Origin of the sequence: Plantibacter sp. T3, assembly GCF_902506515.1 — a bacterium.
In the GTDB taxonomy this organism is placed as follows: domain Bacteria; phylum Actinomycetota; class Actinomycetes; order Actinomycetales; family Microbacteriaceae; genus Plantibacter; species Plantibacter auratus.
The window spans coordinates 185,585-207,797 of record NZ_LR733286.1 but is presented as its reverse complement, the minus strand read 5'-3'; the positions used below and the strand labels follow the sequence as shown (position 1 = coordinate 207,797).

The 22,213-nt window shown below is 69.3% G+C and carries 23 protein-coding genes; 13 read left to right on the top strand and 10 right to left on the bottom strand.

All coding sequences use genetic code 11. The annotated features are described in order from the left end of the window. Positions 1 to 64: 64 nt before the first annotated feature. The 4 genes from GV015_RS01015 to GV015_RS01000 form a co-directional block, all read right to left on the bottom strand. The gene (locus GV015_RS01015) at positions 65 to 505 is read right to left on the bottom strand and encodes a hypothetical protein (RefSeq protein WP_236555272.1); all 441 of its coding nucleotides are present in this window, start codon (positions 503 to 505) and stop codon (positions 65 to 67) included. A gap of 325 nt (positions 506 to 830) precedes the next feature. After that, positions 831 to 1,607, bottom strand: a complete 777-nt coding sequence (locus GV015_RS01010) for an HNH endonuclease family protein (RefSeq protein WP_159875976.1) — start codon at positions 1,605 to 1,607, stop codon at positions 831 to 833. A 68-nt stretch (positions 1,608 to 1,675) separates the two neighbouring features. After that, the gene (locus GV015_RS01005) at positions 1,676 to 1,936 is read right to left on the bottom strand and encodes a type II toxin-antitoxin system RelE/ParE family toxin (RefSeq protein WP_159875974.1); all 261 of its coding nucleotides are present in this window, start codon (positions 1,934 to 1,936) and stop codon (positions 1,676 to 1,678) included. Then, positions 1,933 to 2,181, bottom strand: coding sequence for a type II toxin-antitoxin system Phd/YefM family antitoxin (locus tag GV015_RS01000; RefSeq protein WP_064296825.1), 249 nt, complete (start codon positions 2,179 to 2,181; stop codon positions 1,933 to 1,935). The genes GV015_RS01005 and GV015_RS01000 overlap by 4 nt, the downstream gene beginning before the upstream one ends. A gap of 321 nt (positions 2,182 to 2,502) precedes the next feature. Between GV015_RS01000 and fdhA the strand changes: the two genes are divergently transcribed. From fdhA to GV015_RS00955, 9 genes are all read left to right on the top strand, one after another. Next, positions 2,503 to 3,723: a formaldehyde dehydrogenase, glutathione-independent gene (fdhA, locus tag GV015_RS00995; RefSeq protein WP_079706515.1), complete on the top strand. Its 1,221-nt coding sequence runs from the start codon at positions 2,503 to 2,505 to the stop codon at positions 3,721 to 3,723. A gap of 322 nt (positions 3,724 to 4,045) precedes the next feature. Continuing rightward, positions 4,046 to 5,080, top strand: coding sequence for a helix-turn-helix transcriptional regulator (locus GV015_RS00990; protein ID WP_159875972.1), 1,035 nt, complete (start codon positions 4,046 to 4,048; stop codon positions 5,078 to 5,080). Positions 5,081 to 5,247: 167 nt separating this feature from the next. Next, the gene (locus tag GV015_RS00985; protein ID WP_064296822.1) at positions 5,248 to 5,667 is read left to right on the top strand and encodes an Asp23/Gls24 family envelope stress response protein; all 420 of its coding nucleotides are present in this window, start codon (positions 5,248 to 5,250) and stop codon (positions 5,665 to 5,667) included. Next, the gene (locus tag GV015_RS00980; protein WP_064296821.1) at positions 5,664 to 5,852 is read left to right on the top strand and encodes a DUF2273 domain-containing protein; all 189 of its coding nucleotides are present in this window, start codon (positions 5,664 to 5,666) and stop codon (positions 5,850 to 5,852) included. The genes GV015_RS00985 and GV015_RS00980 overlap by 4 nt, the downstream gene beginning before the upstream one ends. Continuing rightward, complete coding sequence (locus tag GV015_RS00975; RefSeq protein WP_064296820.1) at positions 5,849 to 6,202, top strand: hypothetical protein; 354 nt, start codon at positions 5,849 to 5,851, stop codon at positions 6,200 to 6,202. The genes GV015_RS00980 and GV015_RS00975 overlap by 4 nt, the downstream gene beginning before the upstream one ends. Continuing rightward, positions 6,199 to 6,774: a hypothetical protein gene (locus GV015_RS00970; RefSeq protein WP_159875970.1), complete on the top strand. Its 576-nt coding sequence runs from the start codon at positions 6,199 to 6,201 to the stop codon at positions 6,772 to 6,774. Before GV015_RS00975 ends, GV015_RS00970 begins: the two co-directional genes overlap by 4 nt. Further along, positions 6,774 to 7,376 (top strand): hypothetical protein, encoded by a 603-nt coding sequence (locus GV015_RS00965; protein ID WP_159875968.1) that lies wholly within the window; start codon positions 6,774 to 6,776, stop codon positions 7,374 to 7,376. Before GV015_RS00970 ends, GV015_RS00965 begins: the two co-directional genes overlap by 1 nt. Before the next feature lie 84 nt (positions 7,377 to 7,460). Then, the gene (locus tag GV015_RS00960) at positions 7,461 to 8,834 is read left to right on the top strand and encodes an Asp23/Gls24 family envelope stress response protein (protein WP_159875966.1); all 1,374 of its coding nucleotides are present in this window, start codon (positions 7,461 to 7,463) and stop codon (positions 8,832 to 8,834) included. 1 nt (position 8,835) lies between these two features. Then, positions 8,836 to 9,249, top strand: coding sequence for a hypothetical protein (locus tag GV015_RS00955; RefSeq protein ID WP_159875964.1), 414 nt, complete (start codon positions 8,836 to 8,838; stop codon positions 9,247 to 9,249). 71 nt (positions 9,250 to 9,320) lie between these two features. On the opposite strand, the gene GV015_RS00950 is transcribed toward GV015_RS00955, so the two are convergent. The 3 genes from GV015_RS00950 to GV015_RS00940 form a co-directional block, all read right to left on the bottom strand. Then, the gene (locus GV015_RS00950; RefSeq protein ID WP_159875962.1) at positions 9,321 to 9,611 is read right to left on the bottom strand and encodes a DUF1905 domain-containing protein; all 291 of its coding nucleotides are present in this window, start codon (positions 9,609 to 9,611) and stop codon (positions 9,321 to 9,323) included. A 184-nt stretch (positions 9,612 to 9,795) separates the two neighbouring features. Beyond that, a complete protein-coding gene (locus tag GV015_RS00945) occupies positions 9,796 to 11,331 on the bottom strand; it encodes a CoA-acylating methylmalonate-semialdehyde dehydrogenase (protein WP_159875960.1) in 1,536 nt (511 codons plus the stop codon). A 109-nt stretch (positions 11,332 to 11,440) separates the two neighbouring features. Beyond that, the gene (locus GV015_RS00940; RefSeq protein ID WP_371416526.1) at positions 11,441 to 12,763 is read right to left on the bottom strand and encodes an aminotransferase class III-fold pyridoxal phosphate-dependent enzyme; all 1,323 of its coding nucleotides are present in this window, start codon (positions 12,761 to 12,763) and stop codon (positions 11,441 to 11,443) included. Positions 12,764 to 12,825: 62 nt separating this feature from the next. Here GV015_RS00940 and GV015_RS00935 point away from each other — a divergent pair, with 62 nt between their 5' ends. Continuing rightward, complete coding sequence (locus GV015_RS00935; RefSeq protein ID WP_159875956.1) at positions 12,826 to 14,388, top strand: PucR family transcriptional regulator; 1,563 nt, start codon at positions 12,826 to 12,828, stop codon at positions 14,386 to 14,388. Positions 14,389 to 14,929: 541 nt separating this feature from the next. On the opposite strand, the gene GV015_RS00930 is transcribed toward GV015_RS00935, so the two are convergent. From GV015_RS00930 to GV015_RS00920, 3 genes are all read right to left on the bottom strand, one after another. After that, entirely contained in the window at positions 14,930 to 16,309 is a 1,380-nt protein-coding gene (locus GV015_RS00930) for an NAD-dependent succinate-semialdehyde dehydrogenase (RefSeq protein ID WP_159875954.1), read from the bottom strand. Between the two features lie 163 nt (positions 16,310 to 16,472). Next, positions 16,473 to 17,906 carry an FAD-binding oxidoreductase gene (locus tag GV015_RS00925; protein ID WP_159875952.1) on the bottom strand — a complete coding sequence of 478 codons (1,434 nt, stop codon included), beginning with the start codon at positions 17,904 to 17,906 and terminating at the stop codon, positions 16,473 to 16,475. 48 nt (positions 17,907 to 17,954) lie between these two features. Beyond that, the gene (locus GV015_RS00920; RefSeq protein WP_137244075.1) at positions 17,955 to 19,430 is read right to left on the bottom strand and encodes an APC family permease; all 1,476 of its coding nucleotides are present in this window, start codon (positions 19,428 to 19,430) and stop codon (positions 17,955 to 17,957) included. 243 nt (positions 19,431 to 19,673) lie between these two features. On the opposite strand from GV015_RS00920, the gene GV015_RS00915 reads away from it, so the two are divergent. The 3 genes from GV015_RS00915 (at position 19,674) to GV015_RS00905 (ending at position 22,180) form a co-directional block, all read left to right on the top strand. Beyond that, positions 19,674 to 21,131 carry an aldehyde dehydrogenase gene (locus GV015_RS00915; RefSeq protein ID WP_159875950.1) on the top strand — a complete coding sequence of 486 codons (1,458 nt, stop codon included), beginning with the start codon at positions 19,674 to 19,676 and terminating at the stop codon, positions 21,129 to 21,131. Positions 21,132 to 21,322: 191 nt separating this feature from the next. Beyond that, complete coding sequence (locus GV015_RS00910; protein WP_056013555.1) at positions 21,323 to 21,775, top strand: Lrp/AsnC family transcriptional regulator; 453 nt, start codon at positions 21,323 to 21,325, stop codon at positions 21,773 to 21,775. Positions 21,776 to 21,829: 54 nt separating this feature from the next. Beyond that, complete coding sequence (locus GV015_RS00905) at positions 21,830 to 22,180, top strand: cupin domain-containing protein (protein ID WP_159875948.1); 351 nt, start codon at positions 21,830 to 21,832, stop codon at positions 22,178 to 22,180. Positions 22,181 to 22,213 lie beyond the last annotated feature (33 nt).

Here is a 22,213-nt window from a genome sequence, read left to right as displayed (position 1 = left end):
CGCTCCTCGCCGAACAACGACGAAACGACCCGCCTCGGGGAGACGGGTCGTTCTTGTGTCAGCTCTATCGTGTCGCGTTCGGATCGGAGTAGTCCCACCACTTCGATGGGTACACCTCTCGCAGCTGGGCCTCCAGGGCAACGAGGGATGGCGGCTTTGCGGTGTCCCGCCAGCACTCTGTCCGACCGTGCAGCCCTTTGAGCGTGATCGCCTCGCGTCGTGCGTATGCGCGCGCTGCAAGGATGTGCAGTTCGATCAGGCGTGCGACGCGGGAGTTCGCCACCGGGATGAACTCGACGAGAGGACGACGCGTTGTCACGAGTTTGGACAGTCGACCCGTCGAGGATCGAGTGATTCCTACCTTGAAGAGCTCCTCGTCGAGGATGTGGATTATGTAGACGCGATGCGGCACCCAGCCGATGCCGCGGGGCTTGTACTTTGACATCAGCTGAAAAACGCATGCGTACCAGCCCTCGCCAAGGGTGTGGTCTCTATGGGTCTGCATGTTTACACGTCCTCCTGCGGAGCCAACGTCATGACAGCAACCCTGACAGCAGCTCGCCCGGTTCCATTGGCGTCTGACACCGTCCGATCGCGCGCGGTTGCTTGAATTCTCGGATGAGGTGGACTTCCCTGGACGCGCCGCCCGAGACTACGGATCAGAAGGTTGGGGGTTCGAATCCCTTCGGGCGCACGTTTCGAAAAGCGGTCCACTTCGGTGGGCCGCTTTTTTCGTCCCGCCTGACAGCAGGATATTGGCGCGAGAACAGGATGGAATCGCGGGAAACCTCCGGTTCTCGGGCGTTTGTCCTGCTGTGGTGCAGGGGGAGCTACGCCCGGCAGCTGTCCAGCGTGCCCGTGAGTGCCTGGCGGTCGGCGTCGTCGACCGTGAGGTCGTACACCATCAGGACGAGGACGAACCGCGCCGCGTACTCGCAGTGCGAGGCGGCCGCTGGGGGCATCCAATCGCCGGGTCCGGAGTCCGACTTCGAGGAGTTCGTCGCGCCGTCGACGGCCTGCAGGTTGATCGGGTCGTTCGCGAACTGCTCGCGCTGCTGCTCCGTCCACGTGTTCCCGCCGTGACGCCAACCCCACGCGAGCGGCACGACGTGGTCGATCTGCACGAGCTGACTCGACCGCTCACCGCGCTGGAAGTCGATCGTCGACCCCGTGTAGAGGTCGTGCAGCACTCCGGTGAGGACGACGCAGTCGCGGGTCCCCCGCTTGAAGGTGACATCGACGAGGTCGCGTGCCAGCACGTCGTTGCGGGTGTCGCAGCCGTTGCGGTCGATGTCGGCCCAGCGCTGACCGAACCGGTCCCGGTCGTAGCCGGTGGCCACCTGAGTGGCGGTGTCGACGTCGGCCAGCGCGTCTTCGACTGCGGTGGCCGAGACGACCAACTTCCCCGACGCGTCCACGACAGCGAAGCCGGCCGCCTCGAGCGAAGCCCGCGCGCTCGGGCTGACCGCCGCGGGCGTCGGCGCGTCGGATGTCGGCGTCGATGATCCTGGCTCGCCGAACACGATCCCGCCGTCGAACTGTGTTGCGACGAGCACCACGACGGCTGCAAGGAGCGCGACGAGCAACGCCAAGGGAGTCTTTTTCATGCTGGGTGCTCTCCTCGGGGTCTGCTTCACCAGCGTAGAGGTGGGCGCCGACACGAAGTCGCCGGACGTCAGCCCCGGTAGACGTCGCTCCAATGGCCGAGCGTGATGACGACCACGAGGAGCACACCGTCATCGATCGTGTACACGATCCGATACCTGCCAACCCTGACTCGGAAGCCGGGGCGCCCCTGCAGCGCCGTGGCGCTCGGCGGGCGTGGGTTCTCCCCGAGCAGAGCGATCGCGGCCCGGATGCGTCGCTGGTCCTGATGGTCGATCCTGCGGAGCGCCTTGATCGCGGCCGGCCGCAGCTCGATGTCGTATCGACTCATTCCCAGCCGAGGTCGGCCTTCGCCTGCGCCCACGGGATGCTGTCGCCCTCCTCGGCCATCGCCGCGTCGAAGGCACGGGCGTCCTCGGCGTCTTCGAGCGCTTCCATCATCCGGTCGTACTGTTCGGGACTGATGATGACGGCCTCTGCACGCCCGCGACGCTCCACGAACACGGCTTCGGTGTGGGATCGCGCGATGAGCTCGGAGAACTTCGCGCGAGCTTCGGTGACGTTGATCCGGGACATGTCGCAAATGTACGTTTTGGGCCTCCGTCTGTACATGTGGGGGATGACCGTGGCATCGGCCGACGGTCTCAGGGAAGCCTAGACAAGGTGTGCGGACGACCGACGGCGCTCTCCACAGGGGTGCCCTTCGACAAGCTCAGGGACCGGCGGAGGTGTTCTCAGGGACCGGCGGAGGTGTTCTCAGGGACCGGCGGAGGTGCGCTCAGGGACCGGCGGAGGTGTTCTGCGGGACCGGGGGACTGCCGCTCGCGGCAGGGGCGGGATAGGGTCGAGCAGACACAGGGTGCCCCACAACGGGCGCCCGCGATCAAGGAGGATCACGTGTCAGGTAACAGAGCTGTCGCCTACAAAGCAGCGGGTGTCGTCGAGGTCATCGACATCGACTACCCCACCTTCGAACTCAAGGACGGACCGGGGGTGAACCCGGCCAACGTCGGCCGGAAAGTCCCCCACGGCGCCATCCTCAAGACCGTCGCGACCAACATCTGCGGCTCCGACCAGCACATGGTCCGCGGCCGCACCACGGCACCGCCGAACCTCGTCCTCGGACACGAGATCACCGGTGAAGTCGTCGAGGTCGGACCGGACGTCGAGTTCATCAAGGTCGGCGACATCGTCTCGGTGCCCTTCAACATCGCCTGCGGTCGCTGTCGCAACTGCAAGGAGCGCAAGACCGGCATCTGCCTCAACGTGAACCCCGACCGCCCGGGCAGTGCCTACGGCTACGTCGACATGGGTGGCTGGGTCGGCGGCCAGGCCGAGTACGTGCTCGTGCCCTACGCCGACTGGAACCTCCTGAAGTTCCCGGACCGCGACCAGGCGCTCGAGAAGATCATGGACCTCACGATGCTCTCCGACATCTTCCCGACCGGCTTCCACGGTGCGGTGACGGCGGGCGTCGGCGTCGGCTCGACCGTCTACGTGGCAGGTGCGGGACCGGTCGGACTCGCCGCAGCGACCGGGGCCATGCTCCTCGGCGCCGCTGCGGTCATCGTCGGCGACATGAACGCCGACCGGTTGGCCCAGGCGCGGAGCTTCGGCTGCGAGACGGTCGACCTCACCAAGGGCGAGCCGGCGGAGCAGATCGAACAGATCCTCGGTGTCCCGGAGGTCGACTGCGCGGTCGACGCCGTCGGGTTCGAGGCTCGTGGTCACGGCGGCGACGCGGGTCACGAAGCCCCGGCGACCGTACTCAACTCGCTCATGGACATCACCGCGGCCGGCGGAGCGCTCGGCATCCCCGGGCTCTATGTGACGGGTGACCCGGGCGGCATCGACGAGGCCGCGAAGAAGGGCGCGCTGTCGCTGAGTCTCGGCACCGGTTGGGCGAAGTCGCTGTCGTTCACCACCGGTCAGTGCCCGGTCATGAAGTACAACCACGGTCTGATGATGGCGATCCTGCACGACAAGGTGCACATCGCGAAGAACGTCAATGCCACCGCGATCACCCTCGAGGACGCCCCGCGCGGGTACGCCGAGTTCGATGCGGGGGCTGCGCAGAAGTTCGTCCTCAACCCGAACGGGTATCTGGACGCAGCGTAGGCGGCACTGCGACATCACCGAGAGCGCCCGTTGCGTCGTCTGGAGAGCTTCAGGACGACGGAACGGGCGCTTTCGGCTGCCCGTCGACAGGCTCAGGGACCGGGCGCCGGGGACGGATTCATGTCCTCACCGGGAGGTCCCGACTACTGAGTTTTCACCGAAACGCGTGCGGCGAGGCATCCGGTACGGCGTTGTCTGACGAACTGCTGAGTGAACCGTGAGATTCCCTCCTCTCGGTCCGTCTCTCCAATGACGCGGGAAACCGACGGGGCCATGGGGCCCGTCCCGCGACGAAGAGACCCCCACTCGCACAAGGACGACCATGCAACACTCCTTCCTCGCATCCGAATCAGATCCGGAAAGCGACTCGGACACCAGCCCGCTGCTCGGCAGCGCGAGCAGTACGGCGTCGACGGTTCCGGTCCGCAAGGTCACGGTCAGCGGCGACGACCCGGCCACCGCCCGGCAGAACTACGAGCGCGCCTACGACGGCAGCCGCTTCACCGTCACCCGTGGCACCGAGCCGTTCTCGTTCCAGTGGGTGTCGATCGGCGACGACCGTGTCTCGCTCCGCACCGCGACGATGACCGGACACGTCACCGGTGAGACCCCGGGCCTCACGGATTACGTGGTCTCGTGGGTCACGACCGGCGGCGGCTGGATCGTGCGTCGCGACGGCCAACGGATGGAGATCCCGCGACACCCGTTCGTCCTCCCGTTCCGCCGGCCGTACACGGTGCACCTCACCCCGCACCGGCAGAACTCCGTGCTCTTCTCCGCACCGTACCTCGAGGACATCGCGACCGAGATCCACGCCGGCCCGAGTCAGCAGGTGTCCTTCGATCTCGAGGCGACGCCGACACCCGAGGCGATCGAGCGCTGGCGCGTGGCGCTGAACGCCTCCACCCCGGTGCTCACCGACGAGACGGCGCCTCCGCTGCTCCGTATGAACGCCCAACGACCGCTCGCCCTCGCGCTGCTCCAGCTCGCACCGTGGGCGGTGGTCGACCTGCCGGAGCCGCTCCGCGAGCCCTCGATGGCGCGCACACGCCTCGCGGTCGAGTACCTGCACCATCACGCGGCGGAGCCCATCACGCCCGCCGACGCGGCGAAGGCGGCCGGGCTGCACACGAGGACGCTGCAGCTCCACTGCCGTCGCGAGCTCGGCATGTCGCCCACCGCCTACCTGCGCGACATCCGCCTCGACCGCACCCGGCGCGAGCTCGCCGACAGCTCGCCGCAGGAGACCACGGTCGGCGAGGTCGCGAAGCGGTGGGGGTTCGTCCACCTCGGCCGCTTCGCCTCTGCCTACCGGAACCGCTTCGGCGAGGGCCCGAGCCAGACCCTGCGGGGCTGACGTCCGTCGCCGGATATCCAAAAAATGAGTGCTTCCGGGAAAGTTCGAGACGGACCGTGAGATTCGGGCGTGACGCGCAGTCTCATAGATGTCGCCCGCGAAACGGGCACCGCCGCCGGACATCCGGAGCGTGAACCAGCACCATCAGACACCGAAGGAGCAACACCATGTCGAACACCACCGACACCGCGAACCACGCCGCAACGACCTCCACGGGCAAGAACGTCATCGCCGATGGCGTCGTCCAGAAGGTCGCCGGCATCGCAGCCCGCGAGGTCCCAGGCGTGCACGACCTCGGTGGCGGAGCGGCTCGCGCCATCGGCGCCATCCGCAACGCCATCAACGCTCAGGACCGCGGTCAGGGGGTCTCGGTCGAGGTCGGCGAGAAGCAGGTCGCCGCTGACATCGTGATCGTCGCCGAGTACCCCGTCGACCTCCAGCGCGTCGCGGACGACGTCCGTCGCAGCGTCACCGACGCGATCTCGAACGTCGTCGGCATGGACGTCACCGAGGTCAACGTGACCGTCGCCGACGTCCACATCCCGTCGGACGACGACAACGACGCTGACGAGAGCCGCGTCCAGTGACCACGACCGATCGCGGCATCCTCGTCGGTGCCGTCCTGGCGCTGGCGGCCGTCGCATTCGGGTTCTGGAGCATGATCCTCGTCGCACTGTTCATGCTGATCGGATTCGGCATCGGACGCGTGCTCGAGGGCAAGCTCGACCTGCGCGGTGTCGCCGACGCGCTCCGCGGGCGGCGGTCGTCGTGACCGCGGCGGTGACGGCCGAACAGGCCGTGCATGGTCGCAACACGATCAGCTCCCGCGCCGTGCGTCGCGTCGTGTCTGCCGTCACCGCGGAGGAACTCGGTGTGCGGGCGTCGGAGGTCTCGGTCGAGCTCTCCGACGCCCAGGGGGCCCTCACGGTCACCGCGAGCACGCCCATCCACGTGTCGCCGCTCGGCGCCGGATCCCGGACCTCGGGAACCGTCCTCGAACGCCTGGCACGCGCACAGACCAGCATCCGTGAGCGGTGCCTGGACCTGACCGGGTCGACGATCGGACGCGTCGACCTCCACATCACGGGCGCGAAGCTCGAAGAACGAAGGAGGGTGTTGTGAGCACCCCAGCCCTGTACCGCCGCGCGGTGCGTCGCGAGACCCACTCGCCGCGGTCGACGCTCGCGATCACGATCGCGATCATCCTCGCGCTCGTGCTCGCCTGGCTCGGCACCGAGTCGGTCCTGGCCGCGATCGGGCAGCCGGCGCTCCTCGTCGCGCCGAAGGACATCGTCACCGCGGTGCTGACCGCGGCGACCGCCCCTGCCCCACTCCTCGTCGGCATCGGCGCGGTCGCGGCGATCGTCGGCCTCGTGCTGATCGTCCTGTCGCTGGCGCCCGCCCGACAGGGCCGTCGCGGGTCGATCGCCGAGCGCACGGCGGCGGTCGTGGACGACCGGGTGATCGCGCAGTCGCTCGCCCGCGTCGCCTCGTACGCCGGTGACATCGACCCCTCGCAGGTGAGTGTCAGCGTCGGCGCCAGGAGCGCCCGCGTCGACGTCACGCCGACGAGCGGCCGACGCGTCGACCAGCGCGAGATCCAGCAGGCCGTGGACGCGGAGGTCGCGTCCTACGACTACCGGCCGGCGCTCCGCGCCAAGGTCCGCGTGAGCAGCAAGGGAACGGTGGCCTGATGAACTCCACGAATCGCTTCCTCAACCGGTTCTTCATCTTCGTCGTGGGGCTCGTCGTCCTCGCGGCCGGCGCGGCCCTGTCCGTGGGTGCGCTCCTGCCTGACGTGCAGCGGACGATCAGCGAGAACGCCGAGCGGGCCGTCGGACCGACGAACGACACCATCGACGCCCAGCCGTGGATCCTGTGGGTCGCGGCGGTCGTCGCCCTGCTGCTCATCCTCGTCATCCTCTGGTTCGTGTTCCGGCAGGGCCGCGGGCACACCGGAACGCTGCTGCAGGTCGACGAGCAGCGGACGAAGGACACCCCGACCGGTGGTCGCGTCGTGCTCGACGTGAAGGTCGCCGAGCAGGTCCTCGAAGAGGCGATCGGGCGCAACCCCGACGTGGTCTCCGTCGACGTCACCGGCTTCCGGATCCGCAAGCAGTCCACGTTGCGCCTCACCGCACACGCTCGTCGTGGCGCCTCGCCCGTCCAGCTGCGGCGCGACATCGAGGCGGCCATCCACGAGTGGGACGGCGTCCTCGGGACCTCCACCCCGGTGGTCATCCAGATCGTCAGCGGGCTGCGCACACGGCTCGCCAGCACGAACCGGGTCGTCTGACCCGACACCCCGCGGTGCCGCCGCGGCACCCGAACCGACAGCAGCAGGACCGATGCACCGCCGACGCGGTGCGAGGAGGATCGCATGAGCGACGACACGAAGCACCCGGACCAGCACCACATCCCCACCCCGGCCGAGGTCCGGGCGGAGCACCCGACGGTGCTCGTGCCCGCGCATCCCGATGACGAGGTCCACCGCATCGAGTCGCACGACGGCGAGCACGCGGGGACCGCGCCCGCTCCTGTGGTCGCGCCGGCGAACGGGGCTGTCGCTGGTCCGGAGGCCGCTGAACCGGCCGTGGCCGACTCGATCTCCGCCGAGACGCCGACCGTGACGGTGTCGGAGCCGGTGGCTTCGTCGGAAGCGGCAGACGCACCGGTGGTCGAGCTCGACTCCGGCCGCCGGCGTGAGCAGGAGGCCGACGAGCTCGCCCAGGTCATCGCCACGACGGCCGAGACGGTCCCCGGCGTGCACGCCCTCGGCTCCCCGACGGCCCGCGCCATCGACAGCGCCCGCACCCGCCTGCTCGGCCGAACCGCCGTCCCCGGCGTCAACGTCCTGGCCGACGACGACGTGCTGAACGTCGAGGTCTCACTGGTTGCCGAGTACCCGGCCAGCATCGACGAGGTCGCGGACACCGTCCGGGCCGACGTCGCGGCGGCGCTGGAAGCCCGCCACCCCGGACCGGTCGACATCGACATCACGGTCACCGACATCCACGGGCCGTTCGACCCGATCGAGCCCGATCCGGGCGAGGCGATCGACGACGCGAAGGCCGCCATCGGCAATGCGACGTCTGCGGCGGGTGCCGCGATCGGCGATGCAGCGGAGGCCGCCGGGGATGCCCTCGGCACGGCGAAGGCTGCTGCATCGGACGCGGTGGACTCGGCGCGAGCCGGAGCGGCCGACCTGGCCGACGCCGCCGGTGACGCGGTGGAGCAGCGGACCGGCCGGTCCGAGGGCGACGACGGCCGGTCGCTGGAGAACGAGCAGCCGGTCGTGGTCGCGGGTGCCGACGACGAGCTCACGGCCGACGGCGACGTCGCCGGTGAACCGATCGATGAGGTGGTGTCGGATTCCTCCGACGACGTGTCGGAGGAACTCGCCGAGGCCGCCCGCCAGCTGGCCACCGCGGCCGACTCGCTCGCGACCGTCGCTGACGAGGTGACGCACGGCGAATCGAACCTCACCGGCGCCGAGCCCGTCGGGGCGGCTGACGCGATCCACGACGTTCCAGCGGAAGTGCCGGCCACCACCAGCCCGGATGCCGACCTTGTTTCGGACCCCGAGCAGAACGGCGGCGCCGCTGAGCCCGACGGAACCCCGAGCGCACTCGAGCCCGCCGACGATGACACGCACGACCAGCCTGCCCCGAAGGTCGCTGACGTCGACGAGGTGGCGGACGCCTCCGCCGAGGCCACGGCCGTCCAAGCTGCGGCGCCGACGAAGGAGCAGTGACATGCCGCTCTTCAGCCGGACCACGTCGTACGGCGTCCGTCCGCGTCCGCGTGCCGTGTGGGCGGCCGCGATCACGGGGGTCGTCCTCCTCGTCCTGATCGTCGTCGGGGTGCTGATCCCGATCCTCGGGCTCATCGGTGCGGCCGACGGCGCGACGGTCGGTGCGCTCAACGTCCCGGTCGGTGGCATCGTGGTCGCGCTCCTCATCGGGTACGTCCTCGCGCTGCTGTTCCTGCTCGGATGCGTCCGCAGTCGCAACGGCGCACTCTCCTGGGTGCTCGCCGTCGCCGCGGTGATCTCGGCACTCCTCGTGTCGCTGTGGCCGCTGCTGGCGGTCGCCTTCGCGGGCGTCGACCAGGCGTCGGACGTGGTGCCGTTCATCCAGGACCTCATCCGCCGGGTCACGGGCGGCTGAGCACAGGAGATCCGCCCGACAGCAGGAGGTCCTCCCTCAGGATCTCCTGCTGCCGCGCGGATCTCCTGTTGTCAGCTCAGGCGGCGGGTGAGATGGACGTCGACGGTGTCGCCGATGTCCTTGCCGAGACGCTTCCGCAGCTTCGCGCTGATGGACAGCATGTGACCACCGGAGCCTGTCGGCATGAGCCCGAAGCTCGGGAGCTCGACACCGTCGACGGTCGCGTCGACGCGGACGGATTTGCCAGTGCCGAAGAACTCGGCCGAGCCGGGCATCTCGACGCAGGACCAGACGTCGCCCTTCACGTCGACGCCGATCGGCGCGGTGAAGCGGTGATCGAGCTCGGTCGGTTCGATGGCCATCGGTGGCGCCCCTCATCGGTCGTGGTCGGCGGGGCCATTGTCGCGGCTGAGTCCGACCCGTGGCAAGGGCGGGACCATCCCTGGTCTGGCCCTTCGACAGGCTCAGGGACCGCTTGTCGGAGGCCCCGGAAGCACTCGGCCCCTCGGCAGGCTCGCGGGGAGCACTGCCGAGGGGCCGGGAACCTCAGTTCTGGGGGAAGCCGAGGTTGATGCCGCCGTGGGAGGGGTCGAGCCAGCGGGAGGTGATGGCCTTCTGCTGGGTGAAGAAGCGGACGCCCTCGGCGCCGTGGGCCTTGGTGTCGCCGAACAGCGAGTCCTTCCACCCGCCGAAGGAGAACGTCGCGACCGGGACGGGGATGGGGACGTTGATGCCGATCATGCCGACCTGGATCTCGTTCTGGAAGCGTCGGGCGGCGCCGCCGTCGTTGGTGAAGATCGCCGTCCCGTTGCCGAACGCGCCGCCGTTGATGAGCGCAACACCCTCCTCGTAGGAGGCGACGCGGACGACGGCGAGGACGGGGCCGAAGATCTCCTCCGTGTACACCTTCGACGTCGTCGGAACGTTGTCGATGAGGGTCGGGCCGAGCCAGAACCCGTTCGGGTCGCCGTCGATGGGCGTGTTGCGGCCGTCGACGACGATCGTCGCACCATCGGCTTCGGCGATGTCGAGGTAGGACGCGACCTTGTCGCGATGCACCTTCGTCACCAGCGGTCCCATGTCGCAGTTCCGGCGGCCGTCGCCGATCCGCAGGGTCGCTGCGCGTTCGGCGATCTTGGCGATGAGCTCGTCCGCGACGGGCTCGACGGCGACGACGACGGAGATCGCCATGCACCGCTCACCAGCGGAGCCGAAGCCGGCGTTGATCGCGGAGTCGGCGACGAGGTCGAGGTCGGCGTCGGGCAGCACGAGCATGTGGTTCTTCGCCCCGCCGAGCGCCTGGACGCGCTTGCCGTGCGCGGTGCCGGTCTCGTAGACGTACTTCGCGATCGGCGTGGAACCCACGAAGGAGATCGCACGGACGTCGGGGTGGGTGAGGAGCCCGTCGACGGCCTCCTTGTCACCGTTCAACACCGTGAACACCCCGTCGGGGAGCCCGGCTTCCTTCCACAGCTTCGCGAGCCAGATCGCCGCGGACGGGTCCTTCTCACTCGGCTTCAGCACGACCGTGTTCCCGGCGGCGATCGCGATCGGGAAGAACCACATCGGCACCATCGCGGGGAAGTTGAACGGCGAGATGATGCCCACGACCCCGAGCGGCTGCTTCGTGGAATACACGTCCACACCGGTCGAGACCTGCTCGGAGAACTCGCCCTTGAGGTGGTGCGCGAGGCCGGTCGCGAACTCCACGACCTCCTGCCCACGCGTGATCTCACCCAGCGCGTCGGAGACGACCTTGCCGTGCTCCGCGGTGATGATCTCCGCCAGCTCGCCCTTCTTCGCCTCGAGCAGCTCCCGGAACTTGAACACGATCTGCTGACGCTTCGCGAGCGGCAGGTCGCGCCAGGCCGGGAAGGCCGCGGCGGCGGATGCGACGGCGCGGTCGATCTCCGACTGGTTCGCGAGCGCGACGTGCTTCGTCGCGACACCGAGCGCCGGGTCGTAGACCGGGGCGGTGCGACCCGAGGTGGACGGGGCTTCGGCTCCGTCGATCCAGTGCGGGACGACCGGCAGCGAACCGGCGTCGGTGGTGGGGGTGGTGCTCGTGGCGGTGGTGGTCATGCGGAGGGCTCCTGGGCGTCGTGGGGTGCAGGGGTGCTGGGTGCTGGTCGTGCCGGGACGGGTGCCGGGAGTCCCGACACCGAGTCCCAGAACGGGTCCGGGTCGCCGCTCACGCGCGCAGCTCCCCGAGGGCGGCGTCGATGATCGCGATGCCCGAGGCGACCTCCTCGGCGGTCACGACGGCGGGCGGGACGACGTGGATGCGGTTCTCGCTGATGAACGGCAGGAGGCCGGCCTCGAGCAGGGACGACTTGAACCGACCCATCGACGCCGCATCGAGCGGTGCGCGGGTGTCGCGGTCCTCGACGAGCTCGACCGCCCAGAAGACGCCGCTGCCACGGACCTCGCCGATGAGCTCGTGACGCTCGGCGAGGGAGCGGAGCGCGGGCCCGATGTGGTCGGCGCCGATCGCCTTCGCGTGTTCGACGACGCCCTCCTCGGCCATCGCGGTGAGCGTCGCGACGACACTCGCGGCGGCGAGCGGGTGGCCGGAGTACGTGAGCCCACCGGGGAACACCTGCTCGTCGAAGACGCGGGCGATGTGCTCGGAGACGATGACGCCACCGAGCGGCACGTAACCGGAGTTGACGCCCTTCGCGAAGGTGATGAGGTCGGGGCGCACGTCGAACGCGTCGAACGCGAACCACTCGCCGGTGCGGGCGAAGCCGGCCATGACCTCGTCGAGGATGAGCATGATGCCGTAGCGGTCGGCGATCGCGCGGACACCCGCGAGGTAGCCGGGCGGCGGGGTCAGGATGCCGGCGGTGCCGGGGACGGTCTCGAGAAGGATCGCGGCGATCGAGCCGGGGCCTTCCGCCTGGACGGTGCGCTCGAGGTGGCGGAGGGCGCGCTCCGACTCCTCCTCCGGCGTCGTCGCCCAGAACTCGGTGCGGTAGAGGTAGGGGCCGAACACGTGCACGTGACCGCGCGCGTACTCGTTGGGGATGCGGCGCCAGTCGCCCGTCGCGACGATGGCCGCGCCCGTGTTGCCGTGGTACGAGCGGTAGGTCGAGATGACCTTGTCGCGGCCGGTGGCGATGCGCGCCATGCGGATCGCGTTCTCGTTCGCGTCGGCGCCGCCGTTGGTGAAGAAGACCTTCTCGAAGCCTTCGGGGGCGCGGTCGAGGATGAGACGAGCCGCCTCGGCACGGGTCGCGTTCGCCGCGGCGGGCGCGATGGTGGTGAGCTGCGCCGCCTGCTCCTGGATCGCCGCGACCACCTTCGGGTGCTGGTACCCGAGGTTCACGTTGACGAGCTGGCTGGAGAAGTCGAGGTAGTGGCGTCCGTCGTGGTCCCACACGGTGCTGCCGAGCCCACCCGCGATGGGGAGCGGCTTGAGCGTGCTCTGGGCGGACCAGGAGTGCAGGACGCGCTGGGTGTCGGCGTCGCGGACGCCGGCGTTGTCGAGGCCGGAGAGGAAGTCATTGATCACTCCTGCAGCCTGGCAATCGACGCGGCCGATGTACATGGCGGGATCGGTGATAGCTTCGGCACATGTCCACCACTTCAGTGATCGCTGGCGAGGTCGGCCGTGCGTCCTCGAACGTGTCCCTGCGCACGCTCATGGCTGAGCCGGTCTTCAAGCTCGGCCTCGTCGTCGCGGGTGACGCCGACGTCCTCGATCGCGACATCGCCTGGGTGCACAGCTCGGACCTCGGCGACCCGACACCCTGGCTGGAACCCGGCCAGCTGCTCCTCACCGACGGCATGCAGTTCGCCGGCGAGATGAGCGACGAGCTCGCCGACCGCCGCGCCGACGAGTACGTCCGCCGCCTCTCCGCCCGGGGCGTGCTCGCGCTCGGGTTCGCCACCGGGATCATCCACGCCGACATCCCGCAGCGGCTCGTCGACGCGTGCGAGCGTCACGGGTTCACCCTGCTCGAGGTGGGGGAGCGGACCCCGTTCATCGGCATCATCCGGTTCGTCGCCGACGCGGTCGCAGCCGCGCGCGTGGCGTCGCTCGAATGGTCGCTCGCCGCCCAGCGTGCGGTCGCGAGGGCGGCGCTCCGACCCGACGGCCTGACGGCGATCCTCGCGGAGCTGGGGCAGCAGCTCGGCTGCTGGGTCGCGCTGTATGACGCGCTCGGCAACCGGGTCACCACGAGGACGCGCGAGCCGGTGCCGGAGGGTGTGGAGGCCGCCGTCGCGGAGGTGTTGCGCCGCGGGTCGCGGGCCGGCCTGCACCTCGCGGACGGAGCCGAGGGTGCGACGCTGCTGACGCTCGGTCGCCGGGGTGAGCTGCGGGGCATCCTCGCCGTCGGCTCCAGCGTGCCGCTCGACCACGCCGAGCACGACCTCGTCTCCAGCGTCATCGGCCTCGCGAGCATCGCCCTCGAGCAGCACAGCGCCCTCGACCTCGCACGCCGACAGCTGCGCTCCGGGCTCCTCGAGCTGCTGCTCTCCGGGGACCGCGCCGTCGCCGAGCGCACCGCCCAGCGGCTCTGGGGGCCGCTGCCGCCCGACCCGATCCGCGTCGCCGTGGTCGACATCCCCGAGGGTGAGCTGGGCTTCCTCTCGGAACTCGACGTGCAGGCCGCGGCGCACGGCGGCAAGCTGTTCTTCGCCGAGCAGGACGAGCGGATCGTCATCGTGTCGAGCGACGCGGACACCGGACTCTGGGACGCCGTCGTCCGCCGCCACGGGCTGTCGGGCGGGGTGTCGGCGAGGACGAGCTGGGAGAGGTTGCGGGACGGGCTGTCCGAGGCCGAGCGGGCGCGCGCTTCGGCCGGGGAGACGCCGCGACTCGTGCGGTACGAGGCACTCGCCGAGCAGGGGTTGCTCGGGTTGCTGAGTGCGTCGGGCGGATCGGTGCTGGCGAATCGGCTGCTGGAGCCGTTGGGCGGGCTCGGAGCCGAGGCTCGGGCGGTCCACGTGGAGACGGCCCGGGCGTGGTTGGAGGCCAACTGCGTGACCGATCAGGCGGCTGGCCGCCTCGGGATCCACCGGCAGACCCTCCGCGCGCGCATCACCACGCTGGAGTCGCTGCTCGACCTCGACCTCTCGCGCTTCGGCGACCGCGCCGAGCTGTGGAGCGCCCTCCAGCTCACCGACGGCTGAAGATCCTTCGGGTCCCGGTCGCTGAGCGCAACCCGGTCACCGAGCCCACCCCGGTCACCGAGCTTGTCGAGGTGCCTCCGTGGGCCCTTCGACAGGCTCAGGGAGCGGAGAGGTTGCACGGTTCGGGGTGACCGCCGCTTGCTGACGAACCCCAGCGGGGGTTCCGGTCCCCAAGCCACACCCTGCCATCCCGGTCCCTGAGCTGAACCATCCCGGTCCGGTCCCTGAGTCGCACCCCTCTCGGTCCCTGAGCTTGTCGAAGGGCAGCGACCGCACGACGGGACCGCACTTCGACAAGCTCAGTGACCGGAACGCGTTCCGCGGGTGAGGAGCGCGGTGAGCGGGTGCACCGTGTCCCGGTCCTCGCGCGCACCCCATCCCGGTCCCTGAGCTTGTCGAAGGGCGGTCGACATGGGGCGGGGCCGCACTTCGACAGGCTCAGTGACCGGATGGGGGCGTCAGTGACCGGTGGTGCGAGCTCAGAGACTGGATGGGGCGTCAGTGACCGATGGCGCGAGCTCGGCGACCGGGGCCGAAGCGCCTAGGCGATGCGGATGAGCTTCTTGTTGACGAACTCGTCCATCGCGGGCTTGCCCATCTCGCGGCCGGTGCCGGAGCGCTTCACGCCGCCGAAGGGCAGCTCCGCCGCGTCGCCGAGGACGAGGTTGATCCACACCATGCCGGCGTCGATCCCGTCCGCGACCCGCAGCGCCTGCTCCTGGTCGGTCGTGTAGACGTAGGAGCCGAGGCCGAACGGGGTGTCGTTCGCGAGGCGCACGGCCTCCTCCTCCGACGAGACCCGGTACAGCGACGCGACGGGTCCGAAGAACTCCTCGTGGAACGCGTCCATCTCGGGCGTCACGTCGGTGAGCACGGCCGGCGGGAAGAAGTTCCCCGACGGCTCGCCCGATGCCAGGATCGTCGCGCCCTGTGCCTTCGCGCGGCCGAGCTGCTCGCCGAGTCGCTCGGTCGCTGCGGCCGACGACAGCGGGCCGAGCTGCGTGCTCTCCGCCATCGGATCGGCCGGAGCGTTCGCGGTGAAGACCTCGGTGAACTTCGCGGCGAAGTCGTCGAACAGCTCGTCGATGATGATGAACCGCTTGGCGGCGTTGCACGACTGCCCGTTGTTATCGATGCGGGCGTTGACGGCGTCCTGGACGGCGGCGTCGAGGTCGTCGGTCGACAGCAGGATGAACGGGTCGGACCCACCGAGCTCGAGCACGACCTTCTTGAGGTGCTTGCCGGCCAGCTCGGCGACGGCGGAACCGGCGCGCTCCGAACCGGTGACCGAGACGCCCTGCACGCGCGGGTCGGCGATGACCGTCGCGATCTGGTCGTTCGTGGCGAAGATGTTCACGTACACGGAGTCGTGGGCGCCCAGCTCGGCTTCGGCGTCGTCGAAGATCTGCGCGATCGCCAGCGCCGACTCGGGGCACTGCGGAGCGTGCTTGAGGAGGATCGTGTTGCCGTTGACGACGTTCGGGCCGACGAACCGCGCCACCTGGTAGTACGGGAAGTTCCACGGCATGATGCCGAGCAGCACACCGAGCGACGCACGACGGATGAACGCGGAGCCGGTGCCGTCGGACAGCTCGATCGGTTCGTCGGCGGAGAAGGCCTCGCCGTTGTCGGCGTAGTACTGGTAGATCGCTGCGGCGAAGTCGACCTCACCGAGCGCCTGCTCGTACGTCTTGCCCATCTCGCGGACGGCGATCTCGGCCAGCTGCTCACGGCGCTCCGTGTGGAGGGCGGCGACGCGGGCGACGAGCGCAGCGCGGTCGGCGACGGGAGCGCGACGCGACCACTCCTCGTGGGCGGCGGACGCGGCGGTGATCGCCTGCTGCAGCTCTTCGTCCGTGATCGTCGGGTAGTCGCGGAGAGTCTCTCCGGTCGCGGGGTTGACGACGGCGTAGTCGCTCACTGGTGTGCTCCTTTGTCTGAGGTGCTGCTGGTGCGGTGCGGTGTCCGTTGCGGGCCGATGCGAGCTGTGCGGGTTCGACGTGAGCGGGAGCACCACCTGCACCGTATCGAACCAGGCTCCGCCTGTCATGGGTTGGACTTTGGCTCCTGCGTCGAAACCCGGCTCAGGAGTCGAAGCCCAGCCCGACGGCGTCCATCACGCGGAGCCAGAGCCCGCGTTTGCCCTCGTTGCGGTCGGCCCGGGCCATCTCCGACAGCGAGATGCGCGCGCCGATGAACGCGAGCGGGTCGGGCGGGAACGGCGTCGGCTTCTTCTGGACGAAGTCCATGGTCGTGCGCTCGGTCGGCGCGCCGGCGAGGAGGTCGAGCATGACGTTCGCGCCGTACCGCGTCGCCCCGACACCGAGGCCGGTGAACCCGGCCGCGTGCGCGACCTTGCCGCCGTGCGCGGTCTCGAAGAAGGAGAAGAACCGCCCGCAGGTGTCGATCGCGCCGCCCCACTTGTGGGAGAAGCCGAGGTCGGCGAGTTGCGGGTAGGTGTGGGCGAAGTGGGCGGCGAGCTTGAGGAAGGACTCCTCGCGCTGGTCGAACCGCGGCTCGACGCGCCCGCCGTAGTTGTAGACCGCGTCGTAGCCGCCGTAGAGGATGCGGGTCGACCCGTTCGCGTCGGTCGTGAGTCGCGAGTAGTGGAAGCGGTTGTCGAGGTCGGAGATGCCCTGACGGCCCTTCCATCCCAGGCTTTCGAGCTGCTCGGCGGAGAGTGGATTCGTCATCAGCGCGTAGTCGTAGACCGGCACCGTGTACTTCCGGGCACTCGGGATGAGGGCCTTGAAGACGTTGGTGCCGAGGGCGACGTGCTTCGCGACGACCGAGCCGTGCGTCGTCGTCAGGGTGACCGACGTCGCATCCGACCGGATGGAGCGGACGTGCGTGTACTCGTGGATCTCCACACCCAGGTCGAGGCAGACGCGTCGCAGCTCCCACGCCAGCTTCGCCGGGTTGACGAGCGCCGCACCGGTGGGCTCGAACAGGCCGGCCTGGAAGATCGGCGAGTGGACCTCCGCCTGCATCGCCTCGCGGTCGAGGAACCGGGCGCCGTGCTCCTCGGCGCTCTCCCGCAACCAGTCGACGTGGTGTGGAGCCGTCGCCGCCTGCAGCAGCCCCGTCTCCTCCCAGTCGCAGTCCATGCCGTACCGGGCGATGGTCTCGCCGATCTCGCGCAGGTTCTCGCGCCCCAGCTCCTCCAGACGGTCGAACTCGTGCGGCAGGCGACTCTTGCCGTTCGACGATCCGTGGGTGAGGCTCGGCTCGCAGAACCCGCCGTTGCGACCGGACGCCGCCCACGCGATGCGCCGGCCCTCGAGGAGCACGACCCGGCGGTCCGGGTCGCGCTCCTTCGCGAGCAGTGCGGTCCACAGGCCCGAGTACCCACCACCGACGATCGCGAGGTCCGTCTCGACGTCCGCCTCGAGGCGGGGGAGTGGAGCGGGCCGTGCCGGGTCGTCGAGCCAGTACGGCTCCGGTTCGGCCGAGGCCAGCTGCTCCCGCAGGCGTGCGGTGTCGGCGAGCTCTTCGGCCAGTTCGTAGGTGGTTCTCATGGTGGGTCCCCTGTGGTGCGTGGTTCGGTGCGGTCGCGTGGTGCGCGGTCAGTCGGTGCGGGCGGCGTCGGTGCGTTCGGTCTCGGCACGTGGGGTTCCGGCGGATGCCCCGCCGCTCCCGAGGCCCGCGTCGCGCTTGGTGCTCCGCTGCACGAACAGCCAGATCACGACGCCCAGTGCGAGCAGTCCGAGCGCGATGCCGAGCTCGAGGAACCCGCCGTAGCCCGTGGTGGAGAACCCGGTGGCGCCGACGATGAGGATGATCGCGAGGAGCACCGACAGCACGACCGACAGCGGCACGAAGAAGCGCGGCAGGCGGATCGGGCGGACGGCGTCGGGGCGGTCCTTGCGCAGCAGGAAGAAGCCGGAGACGGCGAAGAAGTGCGTGAGGATGTAGCCGAGGTTGCCGGTCACGATGATCGCGAGCGGGTTCTGCAGCACGACGAGGATGACGACGTTCATGACGAGCATCACGTTGAGCGAGCGGAACGGCACACCGCGACGGTTGAGCACGCCCAGGGACGGGACGGTGACGCGCTCCTTGCCCATGTTGAACAGCACGCGTGAGGCGTCGGCCACCGAGGTGGTCATGATGAGCAGCAGCGAGGCGATGAGGCAGAGCACCATGACGTCCGCGGCGCCACCGACGAGCGAGGCGAAGCTGGCGACGAAGAAGGTCGCCGGGTTGTCGGCGATCGCCGCTTCACCCGCGTAGCCGCCGAGGGTCAGCGGGATGACGAAGAAGACGCCGAGGCAGAAGAGGACGGAGGCCTTGATCGCCTTGGTCGTGTCCTTCACCGAGTCGCGGTACTCCGGGGCGAAGGTCGCGCAGACCTCGATGCCGAAGGTGGTCCACGCCATGATGTACAGCCAGACGATCGCGGTGTGCAGACCCTCGATGCCCTCGAGCTTCCAGGTGAGGTCGAGCGGTGCCCAGTCGGCGCTGAAGAGCGGGAAGACGATGAACACGAACAGCGGGATGAGCAGGATGCCCGCGGTGATGTAGACGAACGCCATCGTGACGCGGACGCCGATGACGTTGATGAGGTACATCACGCCGATGACGCCGAGCCCGATGAGGATCGGGAAGGTGATGGAGATCGGGCCGAGCTGGATCACCCAGTCCTCGTTGGGGAACCACTGGGCCTGGATGAGTGCACCGGTGACCGCGCCGTAGGTGGCGAGGTTGGTGCCCCAGGGGAGCCAGTAGCCGACGCCCGTGATCGGTGCGACCCAGGGTGCACGCGACTTCCACGCTTCGGCCGCGTAGTGCGCGATGCCGCCGGAGGAGTTCGGGAACATGGTGGCGAGCTCGGTGTAGATCCAGTTGACGCCCATCGCGAGGATCATGGAGATCGCCCACAGGACGGCGGCCCCCCAGCCGCCGAGGCCGGTGATGGAGGCGCCGAGGGTGGCGATGAGCGCGGCTGGCATGGTCATCGCCATGGCGAAGCCGTCGAACCAGCGCATCCGTTTCGGCAGGTGCGTGGTCTCGTCGGTGCTGGTGACGTGTTCGGTCGACATGGGCTCTTCTCGATTCGTGGGGGACGGGACGTCGCTGTCTCGCTGCTGGTGTACTCAATGTGCCGAAGAATTGTTGTTACGACAAGATTGTGTCGGTCTCGTTGTTGTAATCGTAACTTTGACGAAACAATACTGCTTGTTCGAGGAATCGCAAGGTCCTAGGCTGATCCCACATTCTCCCGACGACATCCGCACGACGCTGTTCGGCGTCGTCGGCCCAGCCACGACACCAGGAGGTCCGGAATGACCACGTTGCCGACACCCACTCGCACCCAGCTCTTCATCGCCGGCGAGTTCACCGACGGAACCAGCTCGGAGCGCTCGGAGGTGATCAGCCCCGTCACCGGTGACGTCATCGCGTCGATCCCCGTCGCCGGCACCGCCGAACTCGACGAGGCGGTGCGACGTGCGCACGAGGCACAGCGGGAGTGGCGGAAGCTCGGCGTGTTCAAGCGCGCGGAGATCTGTCACCGGGTCGGCGACGCGATCAACGCCCGCGTCGAGGAGCTCGCCCGTCTGCAGACGCTGGAGCAGGGCAAGCCGCTCGCCGAGTCGATCGCCGACATCGCCGAGGCCGCGCAGCTCTTCCACCTCCACGCCGAGGACGCCCTCCGCCTCTACGGCGAGACGCTGCCGTCGAGCGACATCGACAAGCGCATGTTCACCTGGCGCGCGCCGGTCGGCGTCTGGGGCATCATCACGCCCTGGAACTTCCCGCTCCTCATGTTCAGCGAGTTCGTCGCCCCGGGCCTCGCGACCGGCAACGCCTGCATCGTCAAGCCGCCGAGCAACACGCCCCTCGCGGTCCTCGCGGCGATGGACTGCCTCGTCGAGGCGGGCGTCCCGGCCGGGCTCGTGAGCGTCCTCCCCGGCGACGGCGCGTTCGGTTCCGAGCTCGTCTCCCACGACGGCATCGACGCGATCGGCTTCATCGGCTCGTCCGCCACCGGGGCGAAGATCGTCCGCACCGCCGGCCTCAAGCGCTCGCTCATGGAGTGCTCCGGCAACGGCCCGATCGTCGTCCTCGAGGACGCGAACATCGAACGCGCCGCGAAGGCCGCCGTCGACTCCGCGTTCTACAGCGGCGGGCAGGTCTGCTGCGCGACCGAGCGGCTCATCGTCCACCACAACGTCCACGACGCCTTCGTCGAGGCCGCCCTCGCCTACGCGAAGGCCACCGTGCGACTCGGCAACCCCTTCGACGAGGGGATCAACCTCGGCCCGCTCAACAACGAGGGCGTCGCCGCGAAGATGGACCGCCACCTCGACGAGGCGCGTGCGCTCGGCTTCGACATCCTGCTCGGCGGCGGTCGTGCCACCGGCCACCCGACGGACCTCTACTACGACTTCACGATCGTCGACGGCGTCTCCGAGGACAGCCTGCTGTCGCGCGAGGAGTCGTTCGGTCCGGTCCTCCCCATCCTCACGGCCAAGGACGACGACGACATCCTCCGCATCGCCAACGCCGACGCGCTCGGCCTGCAGTCCGCGGTGTTCACCGAGAGCCTGTCGAAGGCCTACCGCTTCATGGAGGAGCTCGAGACCGGCCAGGTCATCGTCAACGACTCCAACGGGTGGTGGGACATCAACATGCCCTTCGGTGGTGCGGGCGGCAAGGGCACCGGCTGGGGTCGGATCGGCGGCATGTACACGCTGCACGACATGACCGACCTCCGCACCGGCGCGATCCACGTCCGCTAGTCGGACCGATCCGCCGATCAGCGACCTCCCTCGGTCCGCTCGATCGGCGTCGCCCCGGTCGACCGCCCGCGTTCGGGTCGGTCGGTCGGCCGGGGCTCGTGGCTCGGGTGGGGCGGACACCGCACCCGGGCCGCACGGCTTCCCTCGCTACGCTTGCCAGATGACCATCCGCCCGCTGCCGGAGGAGCCACATGAACGACCTTGACGACATCGACCGTCGGCTGATCGCGATCCTGCAGCAGGACGGACGGAAGGCGTTCTCCGAGATCGCCACTGAGACCGGTCTGCCGGCGTCGTCCGTCCGCTATCGGATCCAGCGACTCGAGGACACCGGGATCCTGCAGATCGTCGGCATCGCGAACCCGCTGTCGATCGGCTTCGACCACCTGGCGCTCATCGGCATCCGCTGCGAACCTGGGATGGCACGTGGGGTGTGCCAGGAGCTGTCGAAGCACGCGGAAACGAGCTACGTGGTGCTCACGAGCGGTGGCTTCGACGTGATGGTCGAGGCCGTGTGTCGCGACATGGACCACTACAAGACCTTCCTCCTCGACACCCTGCAGCCGACGCCAGGGGTGCGCTCGACCGAGACCTTCTTCGTGCTCGAAGCCCACAAGCTCGCCTACGGCTGGGGCGTCGGGTAGGCCGTCGAGCCGCGCCGACCCCGCTCGTCTCCGTCCTGCCCAGAGAGGTATCTCATGACCGACCACCTGCTCGCTCCCAACACGGTGCTCCAGGGTGCCGACGTGGCGCTCGCCGACAACCCGCTCGCGCCCGAGGACGTCGTCTCGGGGTCGCCGCGGAGCGGGATCGTGACGCTCGCGGCCGTCGGCGACACCGAGGTCGGCGTCTGGGAGCTGGGTGTCGGCGTCGTGCAGGACACCGAGATCGACGAGGTGTTCGTGGTCCTCTCCGGTGAGGCGACGGTCGACTTCGCCGACGGCACCCCGTCGCTGGAGCTCCGTGCCGGCTCCATCGGCCGGCTCGCCGCCGGCGCCCGCACCACCTGGACCGTCCGCGAGACCCTCCGCAAGGTCTACGTCGCCTGAGTCGCGCGCCTCGCGGCGCGACAGCAGGACATC